This is a genomic window from Sphingobacterium sp. UBA7625 (assembly GCF_002484085.1).
GTDB lineage: Bacteria > Bacteroidota > Bacteroidia > Sphingobacteriales > Sphingobacteriaceae > Sphingobacterium > Sphingobacterium athyrii.
Map to the genome: position 1 here is coordinate 160,230 of NZ_DLJD01000025.1, position 14,920 is coordinate 175,149.

Annotated in this window: 10 protein-coding genes and 3 tRNA genes; 4 read left to right on the forward strand and 9 right to left on the reverse strand. The window is 39.5% G+C overall.

Annotation, left to right across the window (positions count from 1 at the left end):
- Positions 1-46 precede the first annotated feature (46 nt).
- From B4G94_RS10455 to mgtE, 4 genes are all read right to left on the reverse strand, one after another.
- Positions 47-120, reverse strand: a tRNA-Asn gene (locus tag B4G94_RS10455).
- Positions 121-129: 9 nt separating this feature from the next.
- A tRNA-Asn gene (locus B4G94_RS10460) sits at positions 130-203 on the reverse strand.
- A 49-nt stretch (positions 204-252) separates the two neighbouring features.
- A tRNA-Asn gene (locus B4G94_RS10465) sits at positions 253-326 on the reverse strand.
- Between the two features lie 254 nt (positions 327-580).
- Positions 581-1,957: a magnesium transporter gene (gene mgtE, locus B4G94_RS10470; protein ID WP_108632991.1), complete on the reverse strand. Its 1,377-nt coding sequence runs from the start codon at positions 1,955-1,957 to the stop codon at positions 581-583.
- A gap of 644 nt (positions 1,958-2,601) precedes the next feature.
- Between mgtE and B4G94_RS10475 the strand changes: the two genes are divergently transcribed.
- Entirely contained in the window at positions 2,602-5,451 is a 2,850-nt protein-coding gene (locus B4G94_RS10475) for a TolB family protein (protein WP_286858746.1), read from the forward strand.
- Here the strand turns inward: B4G94_RS10475 and B4G94_RS10480 are convergent.
- From B4G94_RS10480 to sppA, 3 genes are all read right to left on the reverse strand, one after another.
- Positions 5,448-6,290: an endonuclease/exonuclease/phosphatase family protein gene (locus B4G94_RS10480; protein ID WP_108632988.1), complete on the reverse strand. Its 843-nt coding sequence runs from the start codon at positions 6,288-6,290 to the stop codon at positions 5,448-5,450. The genes B4G94_RS10475 and B4G94_RS10480 overlap by 4 nt on opposite strands.
- A gap of 280 nt (positions 6,291-6,570) precedes the next feature.
- A complete protein-coding gene (locus tag B4G94_RS10485) occupies positions 6,571-7,761 on the reverse strand; it encodes a phosphoglycerate kinase (RefSeq protein ID WP_108633684.1) in 1,191 nt (396 codons plus the stop codon).
- Between the two features lie 111 nt (positions 7,762-7,872).
- Positions 7,873-9,639, reverse strand: a complete 1,767-nt coding sequence (gene sppA, locus B4G94_RS10490; protein WP_108632987.1) for a signal peptide peptidase SppA — start codon at positions 9,637-9,639, stop codon at positions 7,873-7,875.
- 121 nt (positions 9,640-9,760) lie between these two features.
- Here sppA and folK point away from each other — a divergent pair, with 121 nt between their 5' ends.
- Both folK and B4G94_RS10500 read left to right on the forward strand, forming a co-directional pair.
- Positions 9,761-10,264 carry a 2-amino-4-hydroxy-6-hydroxymethyldihydropteridine diphosphokinase gene (gene folK / locus B4G94_RS10495; RefSeq protein WP_286858747.1) on the forward strand — a complete coding sequence of 168 codons (504 nt, stop codon included), beginning with the start codon at positions 9,761-9,763 and terminating at the stop codon, positions 10,262-10,264.
- A complete protein-coding gene (locus B4G94_RS10500; RefSeq protein ID WP_108632985.1) occupies positions 10,245-10,589 on the forward strand; it encodes an Hpt domain-containing protein in 345 nt (114 codons plus the stop codon). The genes folK and B4G94_RS10500 overlap by 20 nt, the downstream gene beginning before the upstream one ends.
- Here B4G94_RS10500 and pssA read toward each other — a convergent pair.
- Positions 10,586-11,272 (reverse strand): CDP-diacylglycerol--serine O-phosphatidyltransferase, encoded by a 687-nt coding sequence (gene pssA, locus B4G94_RS10505; protein WP_286858748.1) that lies wholly within the window; start codon positions 11,270-11,272, stop codon positions 10,586-10,588. The genes B4G94_RS10500 and pssA overlap by 4 nt on opposite strands.
- Positions 11,273-11,348: 76 nt before the next feature.
- Complete coding sequence (gene rho, locus B4G94_RS10510) at positions 11,349-12,848, reverse strand: transcription termination factor Rho (RefSeq protein ID WP_108632983.1); 1,500 nt, start codon at positions 12,846-12,848, stop codon at positions 11,349-11,351.
- A 294-nt stretch (positions 12,849-13,142) separates the two neighbouring features.
- On the opposite strand from rho, the gene B4G94_RS10515 reads away from it, so the two are divergent.
- Positions 13,143-14,870, forward strand: coding sequence for an MFS transporter (locus B4G94_RS10515; protein ID WP_286858750.1), 1,728 nt, complete (start codon positions 13,143-13,145; stop codon positions 14,868-14,870).
- Positions 14,871-14,920: the final 50 nt, after the last annotated feature.

Consider the following 14,920-nt stretch of genomic DNA (forward strand, 5'->3'; position numbering starts at 1 on the left):
AAGCATGGTAAACAAAAAAACCGGCATAAAGCCGGTTTCAATATTGCTCCTGAAGCTGGGCTCGAACCAGCGACCCTCTGATTAACAGTCAGATGCTCTAACCTGCTGAGCTATTCAGGAATTTNNTTGCTCCTGAAGCTGGGCTCGAACCAGCGACCCTCTGATTAACAGTCAGATGCTCTAACCGGCTGAGCTATTCAGGAATGAAAAACTAAATACTTTAAAAACTCCGGTTATGTAAGTTTCTAATTGCTCCTGAAGCTGGGCTCGAACCAGCGACCCTCTGATTAACAGTCAGATGCTCTAACCTGCTGAGCTATTCAGGAGTATTTTTTCAATTTTTCGGGAGACTCTATCGCGTTTCCGTGATGCAAGTATCGGAAGATTATTAGAATACTACAAATTTTTTGAACACATTTTTTACAACTTCCTAAAATCCAACAAGAATAATTTATTTTTCTTTTATGGAATCATGGGCAAAAACCTCCTTCAAGCAATTCAAACAGCATAATCCAGGTTTTACTGCCACATAAAAAGACACCTTTAGCGATTGCTCCCAACGAATCAAATCAAACGGACCTTAGAGCAACACCCCTTTCAGGATGAGTGTCGCCACCGTGAAATAAATGAGAAGACCTGTAACATCAACTAACGTGGATACAAATGGTGCCGATGAGCTCGCCGGATCCGCTCCCAATCTTTTCATCACAAAGGGTAACATCGAACCCATAAGCGACCCCCACAGAACAACACCGATCAAGGATAATGAAATCACTAAAGCGACCAATACCCAATATTCACCATAGGTATGCGCAAATGACTGCCAGGCCATAATCCTCAAAAAGCCTAATGCACCCAAAATAAGCCCAAGCAGCAGACCGGACAATATCTCCCTGCGCATAACACGCCACCAATCCGAAAGAGTCACCTCACCCAATGCCATCGCCTGGATGATCAATGTCGAAGCCTGTGAGCCACTATTGCCACCACTGGAAATAATGACCGGCATCAAAGCGAATAACATGATGGCACTTGCCATCTGCTCTTCGAAATGCTCAATGACCGTCGCAGTCAACAACTGTCCCAGAAATAAAACAATCAACCAGCCAGCCCGCTTTTTCACGAGGTTTTTAATAGAAACATCCAAATAGGGTTCATCCAACGCCTCAGTCCCTCCAATACGCTGCATATCCTCCGTATACTCTTCATTGGCCAACCATAAGATATCATCCACGGTAACGATCCCAAGCATCACCCCCTGCCCGTCCACAACCGGAAGCGCAACCCTATTGTTCATCCGGAAAATATTAATGGCTTCCTCCTGCGGATCATAAGCATTCAGGGAAATCAAGCGGTAATCAATAAGGTCCCCTACAATTGTTTCGGGCTCCGCCATCAAAACATCTTTAATACGAATATCATCGATCAGTTTACCATTTGAATCTATGACATAAAGCACGTCTATGGTCTCAGAATCTTTCCCATATCGACGGATATGCCCTAATATTCTTTCGATACTCCAGTGTGCTTTTACCGTAATATAATCTGGCGTCATTAACCGTCCAACACTATCTTCAGGATATCCCAATAATGCGAGCGCCTCAACCCGATCTTTAGGCGGTAATAGTAATATTAAATGCTTAATATCATCCTTCATTTCGGAGAAAAAAGAGGTCCGATCATCAGGAGGTAATTCATTAATTAATGCACTTATTTTAGCCTTAGAAAGTCTTTTAAAAATTCGATTTTGAGTAGGAAAATCCAGGATACGAAAAACGTTTACCGCACGATTTAAATTTAAGGATTCGATAAAGAGTGGACCATGTTCAGGCAGTTCATCAATCAGCTCCTCTACTTCAGAAATATTCAATTCATTTAGGAATTCCTCCAGCCCAACAAAGTCTTCATTTGCTATCAATTGTTCTATTTGACTTACCTGCATTTCCAGTTCTTCCATATCTTCCTTTCGATTTTAAAATCCTACATCGGTAAAAAATTATATGTTACAAAAATCGCTTTTTTAAAGTAAATTCTGAATAAAAAAATAAATAATAAAAAGATATCGAAACTGTGGTAAAATCCCTCTTTCAATCATGCACCGAGCAAATGCAGTTCTTTTAAAGAAAGACATTTTGTCATTATCAAATGTATCACAAAAACAACCCAGGATTCGATCAAGAAAAATGGAAGGGCCACTTCTCAATAAAATCTTCCCCCGGGCTTTTTCCTTTATAAAACCCATCACAAAATTTGAAGGATCCACAAGTACAACACTACAAGAACTGCAGCTTCGTCAGACCTCATCTGTAAATTCTTAGCTGCAAAAAATATCCAAATATTTTTTGACACGCGCTATCTTATGGATGAATATTTAAGTATATTCGTCACATACTTCTTTCCAGTTGAAAAACAAATTTCCACGACGAAAGCAGCTCACTAAAATCAATAAAAAACAACAAATAGACAGCAAAAAACATAAACACAATAAAACCATAACTATATACAAATCAATATATTTATAACATCAATAAAAACATAAGATTTATATAAAATCAAAAAATTTAGCTAAAAAAAATAGCAAATCGAAAAATAGCCATATAAATGAAGTATAAAAATATAATTACCAGCACTTTAACACTATTAACATTAACAATATCTTCAAAAAGTGCTTTTGCACAGTTTTTTGAGGATAGCCAAGCCCCCTTAAGTCAGAAATGGTTCAAAATTGAGACACCTAATTTTAAACTCATTTTCCCTGAAGAGATGAAAGACAAAGCCCCTACCCTAGCAAATCAGGTCCACAACTCCTTGCGCACAACGAGTAGAAATTACAGAATAACACCTCGAAAAATTCCTTTCATTATACACAACACGAACCTAGAGACAAATGGTTTTGTGCAATTATCTCCTCGCAAATCCGAACTCTATAGCACCGCCGGAGCTGAACCCGACAACCAAACTTGGCTACCTAATCTGATCCTCCACGAGTCTAGACACGTTAGTCAATTTGACAAATTGACAGGAAAATTGAAAGCTCCTTTTTTTGAACAATTAGCCTTAGCTTATTATGGACTTACAGTTCCCTCCTGGTTTTTTGAGGGTGACGCCACACTAACTGAAACCATTTATTCTCATGGCGGAAGGGGGCGATTGCCTTCTTTTGAAATGCCGATCAAAGCCAACTTCCAATCGAAACACAACTACAGTTTCAACAAATACTTACTCGGATCCTTTAAGGATATTGTCCCCAGTTACTACACCATTGGCTACCTGATGACATCAACGCTGAAGTCTGAACTGCCATCAAATTACGAAGCAGATTTATTTTCAGAGCTCAACAAACGGCCGCTCTACCCCTATAATATCAATCGTGTATTGAAGAAAAAAATAGGTGGAAATAGCAGTTATTTATTTAACAAAACGATCGCAAAATTGGACACGATATGGAAGGCAAAAACAGCAAATTATTCCGCCCAAAATTACGTTGAAATTTCTGGTCAAAATAACCGCTATTACAACAACAATCTATTACCAAAATCAAGTGGAAATTTGATTTACTTCATCAAGCAAAATCCAGAAAAAACAAATGCGATATATACTTATGACAACGATAAGAAATCGGAAGCACAACTTGTAAAAACAGGCATCCAGCTGACACCGCATTTCGACATTAACAGCACATACATCGTATGGGATGAACTCCGGAAAGATCTACGTTATAATAAGAGAACATACAGTGTCATCAACTTAATGAACCGGAAAACTGGAGAAATTAAAACACTTACCAAGCAATCCAGGTATTACTCACCCGTATTTAGCCCCATAGAAGAGTCTATCGCCTGCATCGAAGTAGATTTATCCAACACAAGCTATCTTACGCTCATAAGCCTTAAAAACGGCTCTGTAATCAAGCGTATAAAAACCCCGGGGTCCGAGCAGCTTCAGCATCCTGCATTTAATGCCACAGGCGATAAAATCATCGCGATCCGCCTTTCAGAAATTGGAACGGCACTCTGTGAGATTGATCTAAAAAATGATAAAATAACAAACCTGACCCCTTGGGGCAACCAACAATACGAACGACCTCAATACCTTCCGGGTATGAATATCCTTGTCAAAGCAAACTTTAATGGTATTGACAACATTTACAAGATAGATCGTCAGTCGGGCGCCAAACAGCTCTTGACGAAAGCGCCATTTGGTGCTTTTAATCCCTTTTATGATAAGGACACCAAGCGATTACTTTTTAACAACTATCAATATAATGGCTATAAAATCAGTCAGACAAACATAGACACCGTCTTTGATATCAAACCGGAAACTGATTATTTTTCCCATTACTATTCCGCAGCTGTACAAAAGGACAGTATATTCAATATTGCCGCCACTGCACCGGATTCCAGCCAAAAATACATCATCACACCCTACAAAGGACCCGGCCGAACATTCAACTTCCATAGTCTCTCACTAAGCAGCAGCAATTTTGAAAGTTTCGACAATTTCAAACCGGGTATTTTTTGGCTTTCAAATAACATTTTAAACACCACCCAAATTGCACTTGGTTACGAATACGACACGGACATCCGAAAAGGTATTTATTCTGCCGAGCTAACGTATAATAAATATTTTCCAAAATTCTCCCTCCGTTATGAAAACAGAGGTCAGATCGCAGCTGCGACGATTCCCAACAAACCGGACAGCAGCATTAGATTCGACTGGAGAGAACATTACGTTTCGTCACAGATTTCCATCCCGTTGTCCTTTTATAGACTTGATTACAATTATTCAATGGGATTCAATTTTGCAACGGCTTATTTGAAACGCTACAATTTAAGTCGCAATGACCTTAAAAACTTTAATTACGAGACTGCATTTCCATTGACTTACCAACTTTATTTCAATCGAAATGCCCGCATGGCAACGATGGACCAATATCCGAGATGGGGACAGAATTTTAGTGTAACCTACAGACACACTCCTTTTGAAAACAAGGCCAAAGGTGAAATTCTATCCGCACGAACGGTATTCTATCTCCCCGGATTCATGAATAACCATGGATTTCAGGTCCGCTTAAGCGCACAGGCGGGAACAGGTATCTATGAATACATCAACGACATTCCCTTGGTCAGCGGGTTTAGTTATTATAAATATGAGAAAGTGAAAAACACGTTACTGATCAACTATAGATTCCCTATTGCCTATCCTGATTTTGGGGTAGGATCACTAGCCTATATAAAACGTATAAAAGGTGGTTTATTTGCGGACTATCAGAATATCCATAAACATAAGGAAGCGGCACCGAAGAGCTTTGGAGCATACCTTTCCTTTGATTTCAATGCTTTTAGATATCCGCTGCCCGACTTTGAGTTTGTCGTGAAAGGCACTTACATCAATGATAATACGACAACACAGCGCATCGTACCAACCGTAAGTTTAAATTACACCTATTAAGGATGAACGGCCCAATTAAAATTAGCCGCTAAAGCATAGTGATCTGACAAAGGCAAGCCCCTGACATTCGTAAATAGGTTGTGTTCTATATTATAATCACGGGCGGCCAAACTCAGATGGCTATTGCTACGATAGAGAATCTTGTCTATTGATTCGCTCTGATTACCGATTGACAGCATATGAGGCGGTTTAAACGCATGCTTCGCTTCCGGAACAAGTCCTCCGTTCTGGAGTTCAACCCAACTGTCTACTAATGTGGTTGACTCCATAAAATCGTGCAGGTTATCATCACCGAAACTATAATGTGCATTAAAGTCCCCCATGACAATCAGCGCGTTTTCACTAGAATTCTCGCCGATATAATCACGCAACTGATTAAGATTATCCCTTCTCGCACTGGAAGCCCGTCTATTATTCTGGGCATTCGCATGTACATTATAGACATCTAGCCATATCCCAGCAACGATCTCCACCTTGACCAGGGTAAAACCTTTGGGTGTCAGAAAATCAGCTCCGGTACGCTTTTTCCAAGGAACTCGCACAACATCCGACATGGGGAAATGGGACAAGGTATTGAGACCGTCTCCAAAGGGTACGCGTCCCTTAGGTTTGGTACGATAAGGGTGTTGATTGCCGCCCAAATAGAGACTATTGTTATAATTGAAATCCTCTTGCACGTTCACAATATCAAAAGGATTAATCTTTTTGCCTATTTCAGCAATACTTCTGCTTCTACCCGTAATCGCAGAAGAAATAAACCCCGGCAATCCCGCTACATTATAAGTCAACACCGAAAAAAAACCCGAACTATCTTTATCTTTTTTGTGATTAGCATCCATCAATAAAACCTATATAATCATGTCATCATAAATTTAAGAAATACAATAAATACTCGCCACTGCCATACAGATATTTAACAGATAATTGATTTAAATCTGACATTAGCGAGAAAATATGGCTCATTCTAAACCAAAGCTGTCTTTTTCAAAACCATTGGCGCCTAATACTAAAGCATGCTCCTCAACCGAAACAAGTTTCAATGCATGGATAAGAAACATTTTGCAATAAAAAAGGGATAACACAATATTATCCCTTTTCCATACTATTTTTTAAAAGCTATTACTCTTCCAGTGCTTTTACACCGGGAAGAACTTTTCCTTCCATATATTCCAGCAATGCGCCACCACCCGTACTCACGTAACTGACATCTTCAGTCATACCAAATTTACTTACAGCAGCAGCCGAATCTCCACCTCCTATTAAAGAAAATGCACCATTTTTCGTCGCCTCGACAACCGCATCGGCCACAGCTTTCGTACCTTTTGCAAAAGTATCAAACTCAAAAACTCCCATCGGACCATTCCAAAGGACTGTTTTTGAATCTTTGATAATAGACGCAAAATTCGCTGCCGAATCCTGACCGATATCTAAGCCCTGAAGGTCTGCAGGAATCTGATCATTTGGACCATCATATACATTTGCATCATTAGAAAATGCATCAGCGATTTGCGCATCTGTAGGAATAACCAAATTTACTCCTTTTTCTTTCGCTTTCTTTACCAATTCATTGGCTAGGTCAAGCTTGTCCATCTCCACCAATGACTTACCGATTTCGCCACCTCTTGCTTTGATAAACGTATACGCCATACCTCCACCAATCAGTAAGTTATCCACTTTATCCAATAATGCCTCAATGAGCTGGATTTTATCAGAAACTTTCGCACCACCCATAATCGCTGTAAACGGTCTAACCGGATTATTTAACACCTTCTCCGCATTACCTACTTCAGCAGCCATCAAATAACCGCTATATTTAGCTGAAGGGAAAAACTGTGCGATAATCGCCGTTGAAGCATGTGCTCTATGCGCAGTTCCAAAAGCATCATTCACATATACATCACCTAACTTTGAAAGCTTTTCAGCAAATCCTACATCACCTTTTTCTTCTTCTTTATAAAAACGTAGGTTTTCAAGTAATAAAACTTGACCAGCTTGCAATGCCGCAGCTTTTTCTACAGCTTCATTTCCAATACAATCATTGGCAAATTGAACCTCTGTACCTAACACCTTAGAGAGGTGAGCAACAATATGTTTTAATGAATACTTATCAGTAGGACCATCTTTTGGTCTTCCTAAGTGGGACATCAATATCACACTTCCGCCATCATTCAAAATTTTCTTTATTGTCGGAGCAGCTCCCTGAATACGATTATCATCCGTAATATTGAAATTCTCATCCAAAGGAACGTTGAAATCTACGCGAACCAAGGCTTTTTTACCTGCAAAATTTAAATCGTCTACTGTTTTCATCATATAACTTTAATGTTTTAGGATCTGTCGTTTGCCAAACGAACAGCTAAATATAGAAAAAAGGCATTTATTTTCATCAAATAAATGCCTTTTTATCGGATTAAATTATCATTAATGAATTTCTACGGTGTAAGGTAACCTTGCCTGAATACCGCTTTGTGTAGTTGCCTGCCGCATCACATCGAAATAACGATAGTATTCGCCCATTTGTTCTTTCGCTACCCAAGCCTGAACTTTTTCCTTTGAATTGTTCAATATCGAAGTGAACGGATCTTCCTTTTCAGGATATTGCGTTACTTTATACTTGTTTAGATTAGCCTTTTTAGCTGCTGCCTGAATAGCAACATCAAGATTGCCCAAACGATCAACCAATTTATTACTTAAGCCCTGAGCACCTGTCCAAACCCGGCCTTGACCAATGCTATCAACATTTGGCAAGGGGATCTTTCTCCCTTCCGCTACAACTTTTGTAAAGGTAGCATATACCTTATCAACCTCACGCTGGATGATATCCCTTTCTTCAGCTGTCAAAGGACGATCAAAAGTCGTATTCAAATCCGCAAATTTTCCGGTTTTCACACCGTCGTAGTGCACGCCAATTTTATTGTTCATTAAATTCTGGAAATTCGGTATTACACCAAATACGCCGATTGATCCTGTGATGGTCGTTGGCTCGGCAAATATTGAATCGGCAGCAGCCGATATATAATATCCTCCTGAAGCGGCAACATCACCCATTGAAACAATGACAGGTTTAACCTTTTTAGTCAAAATGACCTCACGCCAGATGATGTCCGAGGCAAGGGCTGAGCCTCCGGGAGAATTCACACGCAACACAACAGCCTTGACAGCGTCATCCTCTCTCAACTTACGTAATTCCCTTGAAAATTTATCGCCACCAATTTCACCCGGGCGCGTCCCTTCGCCATCCACAATCTCTCCAACCGCATAAAGAACAGCCACCTCAGATCCACTACCATCATCCTTCAGCTTCCTATTATAATCTAATAACGAAACAAATGATATTTCTTCCTTCTCCCCTATCTTCAGTCGTTTTCTTAAATCAGCCAACAATTCATCTTTATAAATCTTAGCGTCCGCGAGCTTATAGCGCACCGCATCATCTGCACTTCTAACCAGGTAATTGTTCGCTATACCGCGTAACGTGTCCGCAGGAATATTCCGGCTTGTCGAAATCTCATTAATAAAAGTTTCGTATATACTTCCCAGATATGATGTCACCTGTAGACGGTTTGGATCACTCATTTTATTTAAGAAAAAGGGCTCCACCGCACTCTTAAATGTACCTACTTTCACAATCTGCATCTCTACCCCCACTTTATCCAATAGATCTTTGTAAAACATGGTCGAACTCGCAAGCCCCCTAAAATCAATGGTTCCTTGTGGATTGACATACACTTTATCCGCAATACTCGCCACATAATATGCTTTTTGATTGTAGCCGGCATTGTAAGCAACGATAAACTTCCCTGTTTTCTTAAAAGCCAACAGTTCATCCCGCACCTCTTTCAAACTCGCAAAACCAGTCCCGATACTTCCCGCATCGATATAAATTCCCTTAATACTCCCGTCCGTTGCTGCATATCTGATTCTACCCAGGATATCATCCAAACCAATACTCTTTGTGGAATATCCCGGAAGATTTAAGCTTCCAAAAGGATTATTATCGTTCCGTTCATTGATATCATAGTCAAAGGATAAAAATAACACCGAATTGCTTTTGACAACAACCTCCGGCTCCGAAGACGCCGAACTGATAAGCGCCCCGATGATACCCATAACAACAATAAACAAAATCACAAAAGATATCACAATCCCTGTAATCGTAGCCAATACATACTTAAAAAATGATCTCATATTTTATAATTAATCCCAATTTTTACAATCTTGCAAATGAAAAGATTTATTTTACACTAAAGGTAGTGCAATATTTTTTATTCCCCCAGTATTTTATTCTATAAAGCCTTAATTTAGTAGGATGAATAAGATTTTTATATTATTAGGGACCAACTTGGGAGATCGTCTGCGACAACTTTTACGGGCAAAGCAAGCGCTTGAAAAACAGGTTGGAGAAATTTTGATGGCATCTTCCATTTATGAAACCGCCGCCTGGGGTGTTGAAGACCAACCCGCATTCCTAAATCAGGTCATCTTAATAAAATCCGGTTTATCCCCAATGGATTGTTTGAATCGCACACAGCAGATTGAATTGGATCTGGGAAGAGTACGTCTGAAGAAATGGGGCCAAAGAGCGATTGACATTGATTTACTTTATTTCAACGACGAAATTGTCAACTACCCAAATCTAATTATACCACATCCGTTTATTTCAGAACGACGGTTCACCTTAGCGCCCTTAGCAGAAATAGCGCCGGACTACATTCACCCCGTTTACAAAAAAAATAACGTATATTTATTGCATAACTGCAAGGACGAATTACCCGTAAAGAAAATTAGCAACGATGAACCATATCGACATTGACCTGATCAAGCAAAACATGTTTGACAATTCAGATTTGATCAAACAATTTGTATCAATGTATCTTATTCAAACCCCCGTAGATTTGGACAACTTACGAAATGCACTAGCTGAAGGTGACCATCAAAAAATTGCTGATGCCGCTCACCACATCAAACCGACGATGGACTATATCGGGGCATTCCATTTAAAAGCCAAATTTGAAGAATTGGAAATGAATGCCAAAAATCAGGAATCCTTAGAGGGACTCCGAGCGACTTTTCACGTCTTGGATATCGAAATGAAAGAACTGTTATTCGAACTTGAACAATACGAAAAAACGATCTAAGCCAGATCGTTTTTTTTATTGAAGTGCAAGGCCGACAGTATAAAATACAAAAGTAGAATAATTGGCAAAGCCATAAACTGCCCGATTGCAAATAAAACCAAAGTTAAGAATAGAAAAATAAAGCGATATTTATTCGTCGCCCAGTCCATTGAACTGAATTTCATCGAAAACAGTCGAATCTCGCTAATCAACAAGTAACTGGTCAAGAGTGCACTGCAAATCAAAAATATTGGATTTATAATGAGTTCGGGATACTTAACGGCAATATAGGGTAATGAAAGCACATAAAAAGTGTTCATTGGGGTATTGAGTCCAATAAAATCGGAAGTTTGTCGTTCGTCCAAATTAAACTTGGCCAAACGCAAAGCCGAAAATACGGTTATAATAAACCCTAGATACGGCAGTAAGGAAGCATCAGGAAGCGCTTTCTGCAACAATGTAAACATGATCGTACCCGGTAAAAATCCAAAACTGACCATATCAGCCAACGAATCCAATTCTTTGCCAATAGGTGATTTTACATGGAGTAGTCTGGCAACCATGCCATCGAAAAAATCAAATATTCCAGAGGCAAGAACACAGATGGTCACTGCTTTAAGATTCCCCTCCAAGGCCATCAGCACAGCAATACAACCACTAAAAAGATTCAGACAGGTCAGCAAATTTGGAATATGTTTTTTCATCTAAGTGATTTATTTTTTATAAAAAAAGCCATCATTCGGTTAGAAATGATGGCTAAAATATCAAAATTTGATGGGATTACCCATTCATACTGATCAAAAATTCTTCATTTGATTTAGTACCACGCATTTGTCCCTGTAAGAATTCCATTGCTTCTGTAGAATTCATATCCGACAAGTGATTACGAAGCACCCAAATGCGTTGCAATGATTCTTTGTCTGTCAATAGATCATCACGACGCGTACTAGATGCTGTAATGTCAATTGCAGGGAAGATACGTTTGTTTGCCAATTTACGATCCAATTGCAGCTCCATATTACCAGTTCCTTTAAATTCTTCAAAGATCACCTCATCCATTTTGGAACCTGTATCTGTCAAGGCTGTCGCAAGTATTGTCAATGAGCCACCGTTTTCGATATTTCTAGCCGCACCAAAGAAACGTTTTGGTTTATGTAGCGCATTTGCATCCACACCACCGGACAGGATCTTACCCGAAGCCGGAGCAACAGTATTGTAAGCACGAGCCAGACGAGTGATGGAATCCAACAGGATAACCACATCGTGACCGCACTCTACCATACGCTTCGCTTTTTCCAATACGATATTAGCAATCTTTACGTGACGATCAGCAGGTTCATCAAAAGTAGATGAAACAACCTCTGCACGTACGCTTCTTGCCATATCCGTAACCTCCTCAGGACGCTCATCAATCAATAAGATGATAAGGTATACTTCAGGATGATTCTTGGCGATTGCGTTAGCCACTTCCTTCAACAAATTTGTTTTACCTGTTTTTGGTTGCGCAACAATCAGTCCACGTTGACCTTTTCCGATAGGTGTAAACAAATCCATGATACGTGTAGAGTAATTACCCATACCCATATCTAAATTTAAGCGCTCATCCGGAAATAATGGGGTCAAATAGTCAAAAGGCACGCGGTCGCGTACTTCTGCAGGATTCTGTCCGTTAATAGCTTCTACTCTAACCAAAGGAAAATATTTCTCACCTTCTTTTGGCGGACGAATACAGCCACGAACGGTATCCCCTGTTTTCAAACCAAATAATTTGATCTGAGACTGTGATACATAAATATCATCCGGAGATGTCAAGTAGTTATAGTCCGAAGAACGCAAGAAACCATAGCCATCAGGCATAATTTCCAAAACACCCTCATTAACGATAACATTGTCGAAATCTGTACTGGAAGAAGTATTTTCAGCTTTAGGAGTTTGAAGAGTTTTTTCAGGTTGGGAACCTTTATCTGTTGTCGGAGTTGTATCTACCGCGGGACTGCTTTCTTCACTTTCGACAGCCTCACGTTTTCTTACAGTCACAGGCTCTGCGGTTTTCACCGTTCTCACACGTTTACGTGTACGTTCAGCCTGTTCCTGATTGTCTTCCTCCACTTTAGCAACATTTTCTGTAGAAGCCGGAGCTGCTTCTTCTTCCCCACCGGTATTGCTAATTCTTTCTATTAATTCTTGCTTACGCAATTTATCAGCATCTGCGATACCGATCAACTTAGCAATCTCGCGCAATTCCGATACGAGTTTAGCGTTTAATTCGTTAATATCCATTAATGTGTTGTGTATGATTTTTGGATTTTCTTTTGAGCTTTATTCTGATTACACACTTAAGCTTGTTTCCTTGTTTAAGTGAATGAAGAACTTAATGATTTCTTTTAAACCGAAGTGGATTAAATCTTGAGAACCTAGACAAAGAAAAAAACAAATTTTGTTATTTCAAAATATTTCAAAAAAAATATTTACTATTGTAGCTAGTAAAACGATTTAACAACATTTTTAGATTGAATTTTATATTTTTTTTCATAAGTTCGTACCTTTCAAAATTTAAGTTTTTAGATCCCTTATATGGAACAGCAACAAACTAAAACCAATTACCCCGCACTCTACACATTGATTATTGTGTTTTTCTTTTGGGGGTTTATTGCGGCGGGAAATAGCGTATTTATCCCATTCTGCAAGAATTATTTTCACCTGGACCAATTTCAATCGCAACTTATAGACTTTGCCTTTTATACGGCATACTATATCGGTGCATTGCTCCTTTTCATCTTTAGTTCGATAGGCGGCAAAGATCTCGTTGGAAAATGGGGTTACAAAAAAAGTATCGTTTATGGTCTATTGTTTTCAGCACTTGGTGCGGCAGCAATGATTGTGGCAGTCGAGGTGAATCTATATATTGGCATGTTGTTGGGGTTATTTGTGGTTGCACTGGGATTTTCCTTGCAGCAAACTGCAGCCAATCCCTTCGCCGTCTTATTAGGGGATCCAAAGACAGGAGCTTCCCGTGTCAACCTTGGTGGCGGTATCAACTCCTTTGGAACAACCATAGGCCCCTTAGTGATTGGGTTCTCCCTTTTCGGAACATTCGAACCTATTTCTGATTCTGAGATTGCCAATCTACCTTTAAATAAAGTGGTCTACCTCTACGTTGGTGTGGGTCTGTTGTTTCTCCTCGCTGCGGCTTTGTTCAACTTTAGCAAAAAAGTACCGGCTGGAATCAGCAATGAGCCAATGGAAAAAGCCAACAAGGCTTTACGCACTTTGATCATCATGACGGTGTTATTATTCGGCATGTTCGCACCTGTATTTTTAAGTTACAAGAGTGACCTTGCATTGCACATCGAACAACTACACCAACAAGTAGCAAGCCTGACCGACCAGGTTCAGATAGATCAATTAAAAGCACACATTAAGGAAGTTGCCAAACCGCTGGAAACACAACGTATGCTATGGTTAGCAGGTGCTTTAATCGTTGTCATCGGCGGCTTACTCTTTTCAAACAGAAGTGCTAAAAAGAATCCGGAAGGATGGGGAGCAATGAAATACCCACAATTAGCATTGGGAATGCTTGCATTATTTATCTATGTTGGTATTGAAGTAGCGATTGGTAGCAACTTAGGTGAGTTGTTGACTTTAAAAGAATTTGGTCACCTACAATCTTCTCAGATCACACCCTATGTATCCATGTACTGGGGAAGTATGATGATTGGTCGATGGGCAGGTGCAATTACAGCATTCAACCTGAGCAAATCGACTAAAAACGGCTTACTGATCATTGTCCCTTTGGTTGCGTTTTCGATTATTATTGGTGTCAATACACTTGCAGGCTTCGAAATGTCACATCTTTATTACTATGTGATCTGTATTATTCTGCAAATCGTGGCTTTCTACCTAAGTAAAGAAAAACCTGCACGTACATTGATTATTTTTGGTTTATTTGGAATCATTGCCATGTTAATCGGGCTTTTCTCTTCCGGTACAATTGCTATTTATGCATTTTTATCAGGAGGTCTTGCTTGTTCAATTATGTGGTCATCCATCTTCAGTTTATCAATCGTTGGTCTTGGAAAATATACCGCTCAGGGCTCAGCATTCTTGGTTATGATGATTCTTGGTGGTGGTGTCCTTCCTCCTATCCAAGGAAAATTGGCCGATCTTATCGGAATACACAACTCCTATATCCTACCATTAATCGGATTCTGTTATATTGTTTTCTTTGCTGTATTTGTCAAAGGAATTTTAACCAAACAAGGAATCAATATTGATGAAATCGAGGCTGAAGGAGGTCACTAAGCGCATCAACTAATTGTAAATAGTACACTATTTAAACAATTTTATTACAC

Bases quoted from the DNA above. Each gene is read 5' to 3' on its own strand.
- mgtE (WP_108632991.1), bottom strand. From the start codon at position 1,957: ATGGAAGAACTGGAAATGCAGGTAAGTCAAATAGAACAATTGATAGCA.
- rho (WP_108632983.1), bottom strand. From the start codon at position 12,848: ATGGATATTAACGAATTAAACGCTAAACTCGTATCGGAATTGCGCGAG.
- pssA (WP_286858748.1), bottom strand. From the start codon at position 11,272: ATGAAAAAACATATTCCAAATTTGCTGACCTGTCTGAATCTTTTTAGT.
- B4G94_RS10500 (WP_108632985.1), top strand. From the start codon at position 10,245: ATGAACCATATCGACATTGACCTGATCAAGCAAAACATGTTTGACAAT.
- B4G94_RS10485 (WP_108633684.1), bottom strand. From the start codon at position 7,761: ATGAAAACAGTAGACGATTTAAATTTTGCAGGTAAAAAAGCCTTGGTT.
- B4G94_RS10515 (WP_286858750.1), top strand. From the start codon at position 13,143: ATGGAACAGCAACAAACTAAAACCAATTACCCCGCACTCTACACATTG.
- B4G94_RS10475 (WP_286858746.1), top strand. From the start codon at position 2,602: ATGAAGTATAAAAATATAATTACCAGCACTTTAACACTATTAACATTA.
- sppA (WP_108632987.1), bottom strand. From the start codon at position 9,639: ATGAGATCATTTTTTAAGTATGTATTGGCTACGATTACAGGGATTGTG.
- folK (WP_286858747.1), top strand. From the start codon at position 9,761: ATGAATAAGATTTTTATATTATTAGGGACCAACTTGGGAGATCGTCTG.
- B4G94_RS10480 (WP_108632988.1), bottom strand. From the start codon at position 6,290: ATGGATGCTAATCACAAAAAAGATAAAGATAGTTCGGGTTTTTTTTCG.